We start from the raw sequence: 15,695 nt of genomic DNA, 5'->3' as shown, positions 1-15,695 counted from the left end.
TCGGTCGGCGCGACGATGCGGCTGGCCGCCGACGACGTGGAGACCCTGGTCCTCCCCGAGTGGGGCCCCTCGGCGGCGGCGCGCGTCCGAGCGGCGGTGGGGGCGGGGGCCCCGGCGCGGGCCGGAGGGCGACGGCGCGGTCGCGCGGGGGGCGCGCAAGGGGCACCGGGGGTTCTGGCGGGGGTGCTCGGCGGGCGCTTCGGGCCGGGGGTTCGTAGGCTCGACGCATGGCGGATGCGTACGCGGGGCGGCGGGAGCGGGTGAGGGAGCACTGCAGCGCGGCCGGGGCCGATGCGGCGCTGATCACCCGTGCGGCGAACGTGCGGTACCTGACGGGCTGCGCGCCCTGCGGGGCGAGCCTGTTGCTGACCAGGGAGCGGGCGCTGCTGGCGCTGCCGGACGACCTGCCGCCGGACGACACCGGGGAGCACCTGATCGCCCCGGACGTCACCCGGCTGCCGGTGGCGGCCGGCTCGGACACCGCGCTGGCCGCCGCGGCCGCGGCCACCCGGTCCGGGGTGTCGGGCCTGGCGGTGGAGGAGCACGACCTGACCGTCAGCCGGCACCGGGCGGTGGGCGACCTGATAGCGGGGACCCGGCTGGTGGACCTCGGCCGGACGGTCGAGCGGCTGCGGGTGGTCAAGGACGAGCACGAGATCGCGGACCTGCGGATCGCCGCCGAGATCGCCGACCAGGCGCTGGGCGAGCTGCTGGAGTCGATCCTGGTCGGCCGCACCGAGCGGCACCTGGCGATGGAGCTGGAGCGCCGGATGATCGACCACGGCGCCGACCGGGCGGCCTTCCCGGTCTCGGTCGGCACCGGCAGCCACTCCGGCCAGGCAGCCCACCAGCCGACCGACCGCCGGGTGGAGGAGGGCGACTTCCTGACCGTGGTGATGGGCGCCCAGTACCGGGGCTACGGCGTCTCCACCGCCCGCACCTTCGTGATCGGCGCCGCCCCCGCGCCCTGGCAGGTGGAGCTGCACCGGCTGGTCTTCCGGGCCCAGCGGGCCGGGCGGGAGGCGCTCGGACCAGGCGTGGAGCAGTGCGTACCCGACCGGGCCGCCCGGCAGGTCCTGGAGGCGGCCGGCCACACCGAGCCCTCCCCGCACCCGGTGGGCCACGGCATCGGGCTGGAGATCCGGGAGGCGCCGCGCCTCGGTCCGGCGGACATGGGTAAACTGGACAGCCGCGTGCCGGTCACCGTCGGTCCGGGGGTTCACCTCCCGGGCAGGGGCGGCGTCCGGATCGAGGACACGCTCGTCGTGCGCCCCCTTGAGGAGGGCGGGCCCGAGCTGCTCACCATCACCACCAAGGAGCTCCTCGCCCTGTGACCGCGGCCCCCCGGGGGCCGTGGGCGGCAGGACGCAATCCCTTGGTTCCTTGACAGCTATACAGGAGTAAGTGCGCCCGTGGCTTCCACGAACGATCTCAAGAACGGCATGGTCCTCAAGCTGGAGGGCGGCAAGCTCTGGTCCGTCGTCGAGTTCCAGCACGTCAAGCCCGGCAAGGGCCCGGCCTTCGTGCGTACCAAGCTCAAGGAGGTCCTGACCGGCAAGGTCGTCGACAAGACCTTCAACGCGGGCACCAAGGTCGAGACCGCCAACGTCGACAAGCGCGGCATGCAGTTCTCGTACAAGGACGGCGAGAACTTCGTGTTCATGGACATGGACACCTACGACCAGCTGACCATCGAGCCGTCGGTCGTCGGCGACGCCGCCAAGTACCTGCTGGAGGGCTTCGAGGCCCTCGTCGCGCAGAACGAGGGCTCGGTCCTCTACATCGAGCTCCCGGCCGCGGTCGAGCTGACCATCGCCGAGACCGAGCCGGGCGTCCAGGGCGACCGCTCGACCGGTGGCACCAAGCCGGCCACCCTGGAGACGGGCGCCGAGATCCAGGTGCCGCTCTTCGTCACCACCGGTGAGAAGGTCAAGGTCGACACCCGCGACGGCAGCTACCTCGGCCGGGTGAAGTAAGTCCGTGTCGGCCGCACGCAGCAAGGCCCGCACGCGGGCCTTCCAGATCCTCTTCGAGGCCGACCACCGTGGGGTAGACCCGCAGCAGGTCCTCGCCGACTGGGTGGCCCGCGCCCGCGAGCCCAAGCCCGACGAGGGCACCCCGCAGGTCGGTGAGTACACCATGGAGCTCATCGAGGGGTACGTCCAGCACGCTCGTCGCATCGACGACCTGATCGAGCAGTACGCCGTGGGCTGGACGCTCGACCGGATGCCGATCGTGGACCGCAACGTCCTGCGGCTCGGTGCGTACGAGCTGATCTGGGAGGACGGCGTCCCGGACGCCGTCGTCCTGGACGAGGCCGTCGAGATCGCCAAGGAGTTCTCCACGGACGACTCCCCGGCCTTCGTCAACGGCCTGCTCGCCCGCTTCCTCGAGCTGAAGCCGAGCATCCGCCGCTGAGTGGTCGAATCCCGTGAACGGCCGTCGGACCCGAACAGGTGTCCGGCGGCCGTTCCGCGTTTCACCCGGGCGGCGTAGGGTGAGGGCCTACTTGTCAGTAACTTGACGTCCGGAAGCACGCGTGAAGGGCAGGTCCCCCCACATGACCACGGCGATCCGCAGCGAGTTCGACCAGGGCATCGCCCTGACCAGGCACCCCGAGGAGGCCGGCCGGTACGAGGCCGAGCTCGGCGCCGGCTGGCAGATCGGCGGCGGGGTGAACGGCGGACTGCTGCTCGCGGTGGCCGGACACGCGCTGTCGCTGGAGCACGGCACCCACCCGGACCCGGTGTCGATCAGCGGTTACTACCTGTCCGCCTCCACGCCCGGCCCGGCCACCGTCCGCACCGAGGTGCTGCGCACCGGCCGCGGCCTGTCCACCGGCACCGCCTCGCTCAGCCAGGACGGCGTCGAGCGGCTGCGCGTGGTGGCCAGCCACGGCGACCTCGCCACCGCCGACGGCGAGGTGCGCACCAGCGCGCTGCCGCCGCAGCTGCCGCCGCCGGACCAGTGCATCGGCGTCGAGCACGCGCCCAAGGAGCTGATCGCCCAGGCCGCCCTGCTGGAGCGGTTCGACCTGCGGCTGGACCCGGCCACCATCGGCTGGGCGCTCGGACAGCCCTCCGGCAACGGGCGGATCCAGGGCTGGTTCCGGCTCGCCGACGGCCGCGAGCCCGACCCGCTGCTGCTCCTGCTGGTCGCCGACGCGCTGCCGCCGGTCACCTTCGACCTCGGCCTGCCGGGCTGGGCCCCCACCGTCGAGCTGACCGTCCACCTGCGGGCCAGGCCGGTGCCCGGCTGGCTGCGGGTCACCCACGCGACCCGCAACCTGGCCGGCGGCTACTTCGAGGAGGACGCGGAGGTCTGGGACGAGTCCGGCCGCCTGGTCGCGCAGTCCCGCCAGCTGGCCCGCGCGCCCCGCTCCGCCTGACGCCCGCGCGACCCGCATTACCGGTGGTTACATTCCTGTGACACGCCGTACGTGTGCGACGCGCGCGGATGGGGAGGAAGACGGTCAGCGGCACGCCTGCCGCCGACCGTCCTCCCCTGAAGCCAGGAGCCACCGATGAGTCATTTGGGGCGCGCCCGCCGTAACTCCGACTGCACCGCCGGCGGCTCGCGGCCCGTGGTGCGGTCGCACCGGCCGCGGCGGGTCGAGGGCGCCGAGCAGGCGTTCGTCATCGGAGTGCTCACCAACGCCGCGGACTTCGCCCGGGCCCGCGCCTGGGGGATCTCCGACGCCCCCGACCACGAGCGCTACCTGGCCGACACCGCGGACCTGCTGGCCGAGGCGCTGGAGCGGTTCGACACCGTCCGGGCCCGGACGTTCCACCCGCAGGACTTCGAGGAGTTCTGCCTGCTGAACGGGCTGGACCCGGCCGAGCCCGCGGCCCGCGACCGCTACCTGGTCAACCCGGCCCTGCAGACCCAGCTGCTGGCCTATCAGGGCGAGGAGCTGGCCGGGGACTTCGTGCCGCGCCTGGTGCGCGCCCGGGAGAACGGGCTGACGCTCTGCCACGCCGACCTGCTGCTTGACGGGGGCCTGTACGGGGGCGCGGGCGCGTCCGACGAGGAGCATGCCGCCTGGGTGCGCGCCGCCTACGAGCGCGGGGGCGAGGTGTTCCGGCGGATGCTGGTCGGCGCGGGCGCCGGGGTGTACGAGCTGCGCCTGCGGGTGGACGCGCCCGGCGGCGGGCTGACCGCCGCGGCCCGGGTGCTCCAGTGGGAGGACGGCGTGGTCCGGATCAACGACGAGGACCTGGAGCTGGTCTGCGCGGTGCTCTGCACCGGGCTGGCCCTGGAGCTGCCGGGCGTCGCGGTGCTGCACGGCTCGCAGGGCTCGGCGGCCTCCTGCGGGGAGTACCTGCCGGCCTCCTGGGCCTGGTCGAGCGGCGGGCAGGAGTGGGCCCCGGCCGACCGGCCGGTCCGGCTGGACGGCGTGGCGGCACAGCCCGGCTACAGCCTGGGGACGGTCTGCTGACGCCTCCGCCGCCCCGGGGTGGTGTGGCTACACCGCGGCGCGGCCCCCGGTCTGGGGAGCCGCGCCGTGACGTTTCTGCTTGCCAGCACTAGTGGCGCGAGTGCTGGGTTGTGCCTGGATCCGCTGGCGGGAGCCGGTGCGGTGAGCCTCAGCTCGCATCCTCCTCGCGCACCGCACGGCGCGCGTCGGGGTTCAGCACGCCCCAGGAGATCAGCTGCTCGGTGAGGATCGACGGGGACTGGTCGTAGATCACGGCCAGGGTGCGCAGGTCGTCCTGGCGGATCGACAGCACCTTGCCGTTGTAGTCGCCGCGCTGGCTCTGGATGGTCGCCGCGTAGCGCTGCAGCGGGCCGGCCTTCTCGGAGGGGACCTGGGTCAGTCTCTCCAGGTCGAGGACCAGGCGCGGCGGCGGCTCGGCCGCGCCGCCGGGCGTACCGCCGGGCAGCAGCTCCTGGACCGGGACGCCGTAGAACTCCGCCAGTTCGGCCAGTCGCTGCACGGTGACCGCACGGTCACCACGCTCGTACGAACCGACGACGACTGCCTTCCAGCGCCCCTGGGACTTCTCCTCGACACCGTGCAGGGAGAGACCCTGCTGAGTGCGGATCGCTCGGAGCTTGCCTCCGAGTTGCTTCGCGTAGTCGCTGGACATTGATCTCCCCGGACGAGATTGCTTCGCGTTCAGTGGTGGGTCACGGGCGATTGCCGACGCCGTTACCGGTGGGTCCGACGTCCGTCTCGTAACTCACTGTGAGGTTACGTAGAGTAAGGTAGTTGCGTCAAGCCGAATGGGGCAGTCGTGCGAATGGCCCGCATCGGCGGCGCGTCCGGAGTGTTAACCCGGGGAAGCGGAATGGTGGACGTCTGTTTGCCGTCCGGCGCGCTGGTAGGATGACCGAAGCCCGCGCCCGGTCGGCGGGGGCCATCCCAGACATCCTTTAAGGCCCGTCCAGTGAGGCGGGGAAGGAGGTCCGCTTCGGCATGACCACACACCACGAACCCACGCCGCGGCCGCCGCACCAGGTGCTCGACGGCACGGACATCGCCCGGGTCGTCACCCGGATAGCGCACGAGATCGTCGAGCGCGCCAAGGGCGCGGAGGACGTCGTGCTGCTCGGCATCCACACCAGGGGCGTCCACCTCGCCCGCCGCCTGCACGACCGGCTGGCCCAGATCACCGGGCGCGAGATCCCGCTGGGCTCCCTGGACATCACCATGTACCGGGACGACCTGCGGCTGAAGCCCGCCCGGGCCCTGGAGCACACCGAGATCCCGCCCGGCGGCATCGACGGCAAGCTCGTCATCCTGGTCGACGACGTGCTCTTCTCCGGCCGCACCATCCGCGCCGCGCTCGACGCGCTGAGCGACATCGGCCGCCCGCGCGCCGTCCAGCTCGCCGTCCTGGTCGACCGCGGCCACCGCGAGCTGCCGATCCGCGCCGACTACGTGGGCAAGAACCTCCCCACCTCGCTGCGCGAGGCCGTGCAGGTGCGCCTCGCCGACCGCGACGGCGTGGACGCCGTCCTGGTCGGCGACCGCGACTTCGCCCAGCGCTCCTCGCAGGCCCTGGCCCCCCAGTCTTCCGAACCGCACCTCCCGGAGTAGCCCGCGTGAAGCGCCACCTCGTCTCCGCCGCCGATCTCAGCCGCGACGACGCGCTGCTGATCCTGGACACCGCCGAGGAGCTCGCCCAGCTCTCCGGCCGGGCCGTCAAGAAGCTGCCCACGCTGCGCGGCCGCACCGTCGTCAACCTCTTCTTCGAGGACTCCACCCGGACGAAGACCTCCTTCGAGGTCGCCGAGAAGCGGCTCTCGGCCGACGTCATCAACTTCTCCGCCAAGGGCTCCTCGGTCTCCAAGGGCGAGAGCCTCAAGGACACCGCGCTGACCCTCCAGGCGATGGGCGCCGACGCGGTGGTCATCCGCCACCACGCCTCCGGCGCCCCGGCCCGGCTGGCCCAGTCCGACTGGCTGCACGGCAGTGTGATCAACGCCGGTGACGGCACCCACGAGCACCCCACCCAGGCGCTGCTCGACGCCTTCACCATGCGCCGCCACCTCAACCCGGGCGCCGGCCAGGACCTCGCGGGCCGCCGGGTGACCATCGTCGGCGACGTCCTGCACAGCCGGGTCGCCCGCTCCAACGTCCACCTGCTGAACACCCTCGGCGCGCAGGTGACCTTCGTCGCCCCGCCGACCCTGCTGCCGATCGGGATCGAGAACTGGCCCTGCGAGGTCAGCTACGACCTGGACAGCGTGCTGCCCAAGACGGACTCGCTGATGATGCTGCGGGTGCAGCGCGAGCGGATGAACGCCGCGTTCTTCCCGACCGAGCGCGAGTACAGCCGCCGCTACGGCATGAACGGCCGCCGGATGGCCCAGCTGCCGGACCACGCGATCGTGATGCACCCCGGTCCGATGGTCCGCGGCATGGAGATCACCGCCGAGGTCGCCGACTCGCCGCGCTGCACCGCGATCGAGCAGGTCGCCAACGGCGTCTCCGTCCGGATGGCCGTCCTCTACCTGCTGCTCGGCGGCGCCGTCTTCGCCGACGCGCCCACCGACACCCCCCGTACCGACTCCGTGGAGACCGCCCAGTGACCAGCTACCTGATTCGCAACGCCAAGATCCTGGGCGGCGCCCCGCAGGACCTCCACCTCGCCGACGGCGTCGTCCAGGCGATCGGCACCGGCCTGACGGTCGAGGCGGACATCGAGATCGACGCCACCGGGCTGATCGCCCTGCCCGGCCTGGTCGACCTGCACACCCACCTGCGCGAGCCCGGCCGCGAGGACGCCGAGACCGTGCTCACCGGCACCCGGGCCGCCGCGATGGGCGGCTTCACCGCCGTGCACGCGATGGCCAACACCACCCCGGTGGCCGACACCGCCGGCGTGGTCGAGCAGGTCTGGCGGCTCGGCCAGGAGGCCGGCTACTGCGACGTGCAGCCGGTCGGCGCCGTCACCGTCGGCCTGGAGGGCAAGCAGCTCGCCGAGCTCGGCGCGATGCACGAGTCCGCCGCCGACGTCCGGGTCTTCTCCGACGACGGCAAGTGCGTGGACGACGCGGTGCTGATGCGCCGCGCCCTGGAGTACGTCAAGGCCTTCGACGGCGTCGTCGCCCAGCACGCCCAGGAGCCGCGGCTCACCGAGGGCGCCCAGATGAACGAGGGCCAGGTCTCCGGCGAGCTCGGGCTCGGTGGCTGGCCGGCCGTCGCCGAGGAGTCGATCATCGCCCGCGACGTGCTGCTCGCCGCGCACGTCGGCTCCCGGCTGCACGTCTGCCACCTCTCCACGGCCGGCTCGGTCGAGATCGTCCGCTGGGCCAAGTCCAAGGGCTGGGACGTCACCGCCGAGGTGACCCCGCACCACCTGCTGCTCACCGACGAGCTGGTCCGCACCTACGACCCGGTGTACAAGGTGAACCCGCCGCTGCGCACCGCCGAGGACGTCCGGGCACTGCGCGAGGCGCTGGCCGACGGCACCATCGACGCCGTCGCCACCGACCACGCGCCGCACCCGGCCGAGGACAAGGACTGCGAGTGGGCCGTGGCCGCGATGGGCATGGTCGGCCTGGAGACCGCCCTGTCGGTCGTGCAGCAGACCATGGTCGACACCGGCCTGCTGAACTGGGAGGGCGTCGCGGACCGGATGTCGCACCGCCCGGCCCGGATCGGCCGTCTCACCGGCCACGGCCGGCCGATCTCGGTGGGTGAGCCCGCCAACCTGGTGCTGTTCGATCCCGCGTACCGTGGTGCCGTGAACCCGGACAGCTTCGCCACCCGCAGCCGCAACACCCCCTACAAGGGCCTGGACCTGCCCGGACGGGTGCACGCCACCTTCCTGCGCGGGCGCGCCACCGTGCTGGCCGGCGAGCTCGCCGAGCGGGGCGAGGCGTGATGGACCGCGCCACGCTCGCCCAGGAGCAGGCGAAGGTCACCGACTGGCCCGGGTACATCGGCTGGTCCATCGGCCTGCTGATCGTGATCGGCCTCGTCTACTGGCTGATGCGCCAGGGCTGGAACTGGCGGCGCACCCTGCAGTCCGGGATCCCGCCGCTGCCGGCCGTGCCGGCCCGCGCCGGGCGCACCATCCTGGAGACCAGCGGCCGGTACCACGGCACGACCACCGCCGGGAACTGGCTGGACCGGGTCGTCGCCCACGGCCTGGGCACCCGCAGCCGCGCCGACCTCACCCTCGGCGAGGACGGCCTGCTGGTGCAGCGCCCGGGCGACGTCGACTTCTGGATCCCGGCCGAGCACCTGACCGGTGCCCGTACGGACTCCGGGATCGCCGGCAAGGTCGTCCCCTCCGGGCTGCTCGTCGTCACCTGGACGCACGAGGGCGCCGAGCTGGACTCCGGTTTCCGGGCCGACCACCCCGATGAGCACGCCGCCTGGGTCGAGGCGGTCGCCCAACTCGCAACACGTACGAAGACGAAGACGGAAGAGGCCGCGCAATGACCGCACCTGCCCCCACCACGCAGCGCCAACGGCGGGAACGAGTGCCTGCCGTGCTCGTCCTGGAGGACGGCCGGACGTTCCGCGGACAGGCCTACGGCGCCATCGGCGAGACCTTCGGCGAGGCGGTCTTCAACACCGGCATGTCCGGCTACCAGGAGACCCTCACCGACCCGTCGTACCACCGCCAGGTGGTCGTGATGACCGCCCCGCAGATCGGCAACACCGGCTGGAACGACGAGGACGACGAGTCCAAGCAGATCTGGGTCGCCGGCTACGTGGTGCGCGACCCCGCCCGGGTCGCCTCCAACTGGCGCTCCCGCCGCTCGCTCGACGAGGAACTGGTCGACCAGGGTGTCGTCGGCATCAGCGGCATCGACACCCGCGCGCTGACCCGCCACCTGCGCGAGCGCGGCGCGATGCGCTGCGGCATCTTCTCCGGCGAGGCGCTGGCCGACCAGGCCGCCCTGCTGGCCCGGGTGCAGCAGTCGCCCGAGATGAAGGGCGCCGACCTGTGCGCCGAGGTCGCCACCACCGAGGCGTACGTGGTGCCCGCGATCGGTGAGAAGAAGTTCACCGTCGCCGCGCTGGACCTCGGCATCAAGGCGATGACCCCGCAGCGGATGGCCGAGCGCGGCATCGAGGTGCACGTGCTGCCGGCGAACTCCACCCTGGAGGACCTCTACGCCGTCAACCCGGACGGCGTGTTCTTCTCCAACGGCCCGGGCGACCCGGCCACCGCCGACCACCAGGTCGCCGTGGCGCAGGGCGTGCTGGAGCGCAAGACCCCGTTCTTCGGGATCTGCTTCGGCAACCAGATCCTCGGCCGCGCCCTGGGCTTCGGCACCTACAAGCTCAAGTACGGCCACCGCGGCATCAACCAGCCGGTGCAGGACCGCACCACCGGCACGGTCGAGGTGACCGCCCACAACCACGGCTTCGCCGTGAACGCCCCGCTGGACAAGGTGAGCGACACCCCCTACGGGCGGGTCGAGGTCTCCCACGTCTGCCTCAACGACGACGTGGTCGAGGGCCTCCAGGCACTCGACGTCCCCGCCTTCAGCGTGCAGTACCACCCCGAAGCGGCCGCCGGTCCGCACGACGCCGCCTACCTGTTCGACCGCTTCGTGAAGCTCATGGAGGGCCAGCGTGCCTAAGCGCTCTGACATCAAGTCCGTCCTGGTGATCGGCTCCGGCCCGATCGTGATCGGCCAGGCCGCCGAGTTCGACTACTCGGGTACGCAGGCCTGCCGGGTCCTCAAGGCCGAGGGCCTGCGGGTCGTGCTGGTCAACTCCAACCCGGCCACGATCATGACCGACCCGGAGATCGCCGACGCCACCTACGTCGAGCCGATCACCCCGGAGTTCGTCGAGAAGATCATCGCCAAGGAGCGCCCCGACGCGCTGCTGCCGACCCTGGGCGGCCAGACCGCGCTCAACACCGCGATCTCGCTGCACGCGGCGGGCACGCTGGAGAAGTACGGCGTCGAGCTGATCGGCGCCGACGTCGAGGCGATCAACAAGGGCGAGGACCGCGAGCTCTTCAAGGGCGTCGTCGAGGCCGTCAACGCCAAGATCGGCCACGGCGAGTCCGCCCGCTCGGTCATCTGCCACACCATGGACGAGGTGCTGGCCGGCGTCGACACGCTCGGCGGCTACCCGGTCGTCGTCCGCCCCTCCTTCACCATGGGCGGCGCCGGCTCCGGCTTCGCCCACAACGAGGAGGACCTGCGCCGCATCGCCGGCCAGGGCCTGACCCTCTCGCCGACCACCGAGGTGCTCCTGGAGGAGTCCATCCTCGGCTGGAAGGAGTACGAGCTGGAGCTGATGCGCGACAAGAACGACAACGTCGTGGTCGTCTGCTCCATCGAGAACTTCGACCCGATGGGCGTCCACACCGGTGACTCGATCACCGTCGCCCCGGCGATGACGCTCACCGACCGCGAGTACCAGATCCTGCGCGACATCGGCATCGCCGTCATCCGCGAGGTCGGCGTGGACACCGGCGGCTGCAACATCCAGTTCGCCGTCAACCCCGAGGACGGCCGGGTCATCGTCATCGAGATGAACCCGCGCGTCTCCCGCTCCTCGGCGCTCGCCTCCAAGGCCACCGGCTTCCCGATCGCCAAGATCGCCGCCAAGCTGGCCGTCGGCTACACCCTGGACGAGATCCCCAACGACATCACCGAGCAGACCCCGGCCTCCTTCGAGCCGACCCTCGACTACGTCGTCGTCAAGGTGCCGCGGTTCGCGTTCGAGAAGTTCCCGAGCGCCGACGCCACGCTGACCACCACCATGAAGTCGGTCGGCGAGGCGATGGCCATGGGCCGCAACTTCCCCGAGGCCCTGCAGAAGGCGCTGCGCTCGCTGGAGAAGAAGGGCTCCCAGTTCAACTGGACCGGCCCGCTCGGGGAGAAGACCGAGCTGCTGGTCAAGGCCACCGTGCCGACCGACGGCCGGATCAACACCGTGATGGACGCCATCCGGGCCGGCGCCACCCCGGAGGAGGTCTTCGAGTACACGAAGATCGACCCGTGGTTCGTCGACCAGCTCTTCCTGCTGGACGAGATCGCCGGCGAGCTGGCCGAGGCCGAGGAGCTCACCCCCGAGCTGCTGCGCCACGCCAAGCGGCACGGCTTCTCCGACCAGCAGATCGGCGAGATCCGCGGCCTGAAGCCGGACGTCGTCCGCGAGGTGCGCCACGCCCTCGGCATCCGCCCGGTGTTCAAGACCGTCGACACCTGCGCCGCCGAGTTCGCCGCCAAGACCCCGTACTTCTACTCGTCCTACGACGAGGAGAACGAGGTCGCCCCGCGCACCAAGCCCGCCGTGATCATCCTGGGCTCCGGCCCGAACCGCATCGGCCAGGGCATCGAGTTCGACTACTCCTGCGTGCACGCCTCCTTCGCGCTCGCCGACGCCGGGTACGAGACCGTCATGGTCAACTGCAACCCGGAGACCGTCTCCACCGACTACGACACCTCCGACCGGCTCTACTTCGAGCCGCTCACCCTGGAGGACGTGCTGGAGATCGTCCACGCCGAGCAGCAGGCCGGCCCGCTCGCCGGCGTGATCGTCCAGCTCGGCGGCCAGACCCCGCTCGGCCTGGCCCAGGCGCTCAAGGACAACGGCGTGCCGATCGCCGGCACCCAGCCCGAGGCGATCGACCTCGCCGAGGAGCGCGGCGCCTTCGGCCGCGTCCTGCGCGACGCCGGCCTGCCGGCCCCCAAGCACGGCACCGCCTTCTCCTTCGAGGAGGCCAAGGCGATCGCCGACGAGATCGGCTACCCCGTGCTCGCCCGCCCGTCCTACGTGCTCGGCGGCCGCGGCATGGAGATCGTCTACGACGAGGCCTCGCTCGCCTCCTACCTGGAGCGCCACGCGGGCCTGATCTCCGAGCACCCGGTGCTCATCGACCGCTTCCTCGACGACGCGGTGGAGATCGACGTCGACGCCCTCTACGACGGCACCGAGCTCTACCTCGGCGGCGTCATGGAGCACATCGAGGAGGCCGGCATCCACTCCGGCGACTCCGCCTGCGCGCTGCCCCCGATCACCCTCGGCGGCTACGACATCAAGCGCCTGCGCACCTCCACCGAGGCCATCGCGCGCGGTGTCGGCGTCCGCGGCCTGATCAACATCCAGTTCGCCATGGCCGGGGACATCCTCTACGTGCTGGAGGCCAACCCGCGCGCCTCCCGGACCGTCCCGTTCACCTCCAAGGCGACCGCCGTGCCGCTGGCCAAGGCCGCCGCCCGGATCTCGCTCGGCGCCACCATCGCCGAGCTGCGCGCCGAGGGCCTGCTCCCGGCCGAGGGCGACGGCGGCACGCTGCCCGCCGACGCGCCGATCGCGGTCAAGGAGGCCGTGATGCCGTGGAGCCGCTTCCGCGACATCCACGGCCGCGGCGTGGACACCGTGCTCGGCCCGGAGATGCGCTCGACCGGTGAGGTCATGGGCATCGACAAGGTGTTCGGCACCGCCTACGCGAAGGCGCAGTCCGGCGCGTACGGCGCGCTGCCGACCAAGGGCAAGGTCTTCGTCTCGGTGGCCAACCGGGACAAGCGCAACCTGGTCTTCCCGGCCCGGGCGCTGGTCAACCTCGGCTTCGAGGTGCTCGCCACCGCCGGCACCGCCGAGGTGCTCCACCGCGGCGGCATCCCGTCCACGCTGGTGCGCAAGCACAGCGAGGGCGAGGGCCCGAACGGCGAGCGGACCATCGTCCAGCTGATCCACGACGGTGAGGTCGACCTCATCATCAACACGCCGTACGGCACCGGCGGCCGCCTCGACGGCTACGAGATCCGCACCGCGGCCGTGGCCCGCGCGGTGCCCTGCCTGACCACCGTCCAGGCGATGGGCGCGGCCGTGCAGGGCATGGACGCGCTGCTGCGCGACGAGGTCGGGGTGATGTCGCTCCAGGAGCACGCCGAGCTGATCAACGCCGGCCGCAAGTAGCACCACCGCAGTGGGGGGCACCGGAGCCAGCCGGGTGCCCCCCACTTCCATGAGCAAGCCCGTTATCCGCTCCGGGAGTTGAACCACCCTTGTACAAGCTTCTGTTCGACCTGCTCTTCAAGAGGATGGACCCCGAGAAGGCCCACCACCTCGCCTTCTTCTGGATCCGCCTCGCCTCCTCGGTGCCCGGCCTGCGCACCCTGGTGCGGCTGGTGCTCGCCCCGCGCGACCGGGCCCTGCGCACCCGCGCCCTCGGCCTCGACCTGCCCGGCCCGTTCGGCCTGGCGGCCGGCTTCGACAAGAACGGCGTCGGCATCGACGGCCTGTCGATGCTCGGCTTCGACTACGTCGAGATCGGCACCGTCACCGGCGAGGCCCAGCCCGGCAACCCGGCGCCCCGGCTCTTCCGCCTGGTCGAGGACCGCGCGCTGATCAACCGGATGGGCTTCAACAACCAGGGCTCGGCCCGGGTCGCCGCCCGGCTGGCCGCCCGCCCGCACACCAGCTCCACCCCGGTGCTCGGCGTCAACATCGGCAAGACCAAGGTGGTCGAGGAGGCCGACGCCGTCGCCGACTACGTGAAGTCCACCGAGCGGCTCGCCCAGTACGCCGACTACCTGGTGGTCAACGTCAGCTCGCCGAACACCCCCGGGCTGCGCAACCTCCAGGCCGTGGACCACCTGCGGCCGCTGCTCTCCGCCGTCCGCGAGGCCGCCGACCGCACCACAGCGCACCACGTGCCGCTGCTGGTCAAGATCGCCCCCGACCTGGCCGACGAGGACGTCGACGCGGTCGCCGACCTCGCCCTGGAGCTGGGCCTGGACGGCATCATCGCCACCAACACCACGATCGGCCGCGAGGGCCTGCGCGCCGACGCCGCGCGGGTCGAGGAGATCGGCATGGGCGGCCTGTCCGGCGCCCCGCTCAAGGCCCGCGCCCTGGAGGTCCTCCAGCGGCTGCGCGCCCGCACCGGGGGCCGGCTGACCCTCGTCTCGGTCGGCGGCATCGAGACCGCCGAGGACGCCTGGCAGCGGATCGTCCACGGCGCCGACCTGGTCCAGGGCTACAGCGCCTTCATCTACGAGGGACCGTTCTGGTGCCGGCGGATCCACAAGGGCCTGTCCGCCAAGGTCCGCGCGGGCGGCTTCCGCAGCCTGGCCGACGCCGTCGGCAGCGCCGTCCGCGGCTCGTGAACACCCCCATCGGTTCTGGACCCACCGGTCCTGGAAAGGACGACATGACCCTCGCCCCGTTCGGCGCCCGGCTGCGCCAGGCCCTCGACACCCGCGGCCAGCTCTGCGTCGGCATCGACCCGCACGCCTCCCTGCTCGCCGCCTGGGGGCTCGGCGACGACCTCGCCGGGCTGGAGTCCTTCAGCCGCACCGTGGTCGAGGCGCTGGCCGACCGGGTGGCCGTGCTGAAGCCGCAGGCCGCCTTCTTCGAGCGCTTCGGCAGCAAGGGCGTCGCGGTGCTGGAGCGCACCGTCGAGGAGGCCCGGGCGGCCGGCGCGCTGGTCCTGATGGACGCCAAGCGCGGCGACATCGGCTCCACCATGGCCGCGTACGCCGAGGCCTTCCTGTCGCCGGGCAGCCCGCTGTTCTCGGACGCGGTGACGGTCAGCCCGTACCTGGGCTTCGGCTCGCTGCGCCCGGCCCTGGACCTGGCCCGGGAGCAGGGCTGCGGCGTGTTCGCGCTGGCGCTCACCTCCAACCCCGAGGGCGCCGAGGTGCAGCGCGCGGTGGGCGCGGACGGCGAGCCGGTCGCGGCCTCGGTGCTGCGGCAGCTGGCGGCCGAGAACGAGGGCGCCGCGCCGCTCGGCTCCTTCGGCGCGGTGGTCGGCGCGACGCTGGCCGACGCGGGCGTGGACCTGGCCATCAACGGCCCGCTGCTGGCCCCCGGGATTGGCGCCCAGGGCGCGACCATGGCGGACCTGCCGCGGGTCTTCGGCGCCTCGGTGATGAACGTGGTGCCGAGCGTCAGCCGCGACGTGCTCAAGCACGGCCCCTCGGTGCCGGCGCTGCGCGCGGCGGCGGAGCGCTTCGTCGGGGAGTTCGCGGGGGCCGTGTAGGGCCCGTCCTGCCGGTCAGCCCGGATCAGGAGTGATCGGCAAGACGGGTCCTGGTAGCGGAACCCGTCCTTCAGGTAGCGGGGTGGTGACCCTGCGGAGTGTCCGCAGGACCGCGCGGTGGCCGCCGAGTTGACGTGAGCGCCGTCACATCGGCCCCGCCAAAGTCTCGCAATCGCGGTCATTTTGCCCTGGAAAGTCCTGGTCGGCCTTGGCTGACCAGGACTTTTCGTGTTCTTTTCCTGACGTGGCGCCGCAATCCGGGTAGTGTCCGGC

The 15,695-nt window shown here is 72.2% G+C and carries 14 protein-coding genes; 13 read left to right on the top strand and 1 reads right to left on the bottom strand.

All coding sequences use genetic code 11. From position 1 onward, the window contains the following. Positions 1–227: 227 nt before the first annotated feature. The 5 genes from ACWDCZ_RS20400 to ACWDCZ_RS20380 all read left to right on the top strand — a co-directional run bounded on the left by ACWDCZ_RS20400 (position 228) and on the right by ACWDCZ_RS20380 (position 4,438). Positions 228–1,334, top strand: a complete 1,107-nt coding sequence (locus ACWDCZ_RS20400; RefSeq protein WP_117487146.1) for a M24 family metallopeptidase — start codon at positions 228–230, stop codon at positions 1,332–1,334. 78 nt (positions 1,335–1,412) lie between these two features. Next, positions 1,413–1,976, top strand: coding sequence for an elongation factor P (efp, locus tag ACWDCZ_RS20395; protein WP_049651352.1), 564 nt, complete (start codon positions 1,413–1,415; stop codon positions 1,974–1,976). Between the two features lie 4 nt (positions 1,977–1,980). After that, positions 1,981–2,418 carry a transcription antitermination factor NusB gene (gene nusB, locus ACWDCZ_RS20390; RefSeq protein ID WP_049651353.1) on the top strand — a complete coding sequence of 146 codons (438 nt, stop codon included), beginning with the start codon at positions 1,981–1,983 and terminating at the stop codon, positions 2,416–2,418. 142 nt (positions 2,419–2,560) lie between these two features. Beyond that, positions 2,561–3,388, top strand: a complete 828-nt coding sequence (locus ACWDCZ_RS20385; protein WP_049651354.1) for a thioesterase family protein — start codon at positions 2,561–2,563, stop codon at positions 3,386–3,388. 135 nt (positions 3,389–3,523) lie between these two features. After that, entirely contained in the window at positions 3,524–4,438 is a 915-nt protein-coding gene (locus ACWDCZ_RS20380; RefSeq protein ID WP_143204534.1) for a hypothetical protein, read from the top strand. Positions 4,439–4,586: 148 nt separating this feature from the next. Here the strand turns inward: ACWDCZ_RS20380 and bldD are convergent, their stop codons facing one another. Then, positions 4,587–5,090, bottom strand: a complete 504-nt coding sequence (gene bldD, locus ACWDCZ_RS20375; protein ID WP_030056198.1) for a transcriptional regulator BldD — start codon at positions 5,088–5,090, stop codon at positions 4,587–4,589. Between the two features lie 329 nt (positions 5,091–5,419). On the opposite strand from bldD, the gene pyrR reads away from it, so the two are divergent. The 8 genes from pyrR to pyrF all read left to right on the top strand — a co-directional run bounded on the left by pyrR (position 5,420) and on the right by pyrF (position 15,422). Continuing rightward, positions 5,420–6,043 carry a bifunctional pyr operon transcriptional regulator/uracil phosphoribosyltransferase PyrR gene (gene pyrR / locus ACWDCZ_RS20370; protein ID WP_049651356.1) on the top strand — a complete coding sequence of 208 codons (624 nt, stop codon included), beginning with the start codon at positions 5,420–5,422 and terminating at the stop codon, positions 6,041–6,043. Positions 6,044–6,048: 5 nt separating this feature from the next. Further along, entirely contained in the window at positions 6,049–7,038 is a 990-nt protein-coding gene (locus tag ACWDCZ_RS20365; protein ID WP_049651357.1) for an aspartate carbamoyltransferase catalytic subunit, read from the top strand. Further along, positions 7,035–8,336 (top strand): dihydroorotase, encoded by a 1,302-nt coding sequence (locus ACWDCZ_RS20360; protein ID WP_049651358.1) that lies wholly within the window; start codon positions 7,035–7,037, stop codon positions 8,334–8,336. The genes ACWDCZ_RS20365 and ACWDCZ_RS20360 overlap by 4 nt, the downstream gene beginning before the upstream one ends. Continuing rightward, positions 8,336–8,899 (top strand): PH-like domain-containing protein, encoded by a 564-nt coding sequence (locus ACWDCZ_RS20355; protein ID WP_049651359.1) that lies wholly within the window; start codon positions 8,336–8,338, stop codon positions 8,897–8,899. Before ACWDCZ_RS20360 ends, ACWDCZ_RS20355 begins: the two co-directional genes overlap by 1 nt. Further along, positions 8,896–10,053, top strand: coding sequence for a glutamine-hydrolyzing carbamoyl-phosphate synthase small subunit (carA, locus tag ACWDCZ_RS20350; RefSeq protein ID WP_049651360.1), 1,158 nt, complete (start codon positions 8,896–8,898; stop codon positions 10,051–10,053). Before ACWDCZ_RS20355 ends, carA begins: the two co-directional genes overlap by 4 nt. Continuing rightward, positions 10,046–13,354, top strand: coding sequence for a carbamoyl-phosphate synthase large subunit (carB, locus tag ACWDCZ_RS20345; protein WP_117487143.1), 3,309 nt, complete (start codon positions 10,046–10,048; stop codon positions 13,352–13,354). Before carA ends, carB begins: the two co-directional genes overlap by 8 nt. Positions 13,355–13,443: 89 nt before the next feature. Continuing rightward, the gene (locus ACWDCZ_RS20340; RefSeq protein ID WP_117487142.1) at positions 13,444–14,547 is read left to right on the top strand and encodes a quinone-dependent dihydroorotate dehydrogenase; all 1,104 of its coding nucleotides are present in this window, start codon (positions 13,444–13,446) and stop codon (positions 14,545–14,547) included. 44 nt (positions 14,548–14,591) lie between these two features. Next, positions 14,592–15,422, top strand: coding sequence for an orotidine-5'-phosphate decarboxylase (gene pyrF / locus ACWDCZ_RS20335; protein WP_049651363.1), 831 nt, complete (start codon positions 14,592–14,594; stop codon positions 15,420–15,422). The last annotated feature ends 273 nt before the right edge of the window (positions 15,423–15,695 follow it).

Source organism: Kitasatospora sp. NPDC001225 (assembly GCF_053597855.1).
Note: the sequence above shows the minus strand (reverse complement) of the source record. Positions and strands in the feature narration are given on the sequence as shown.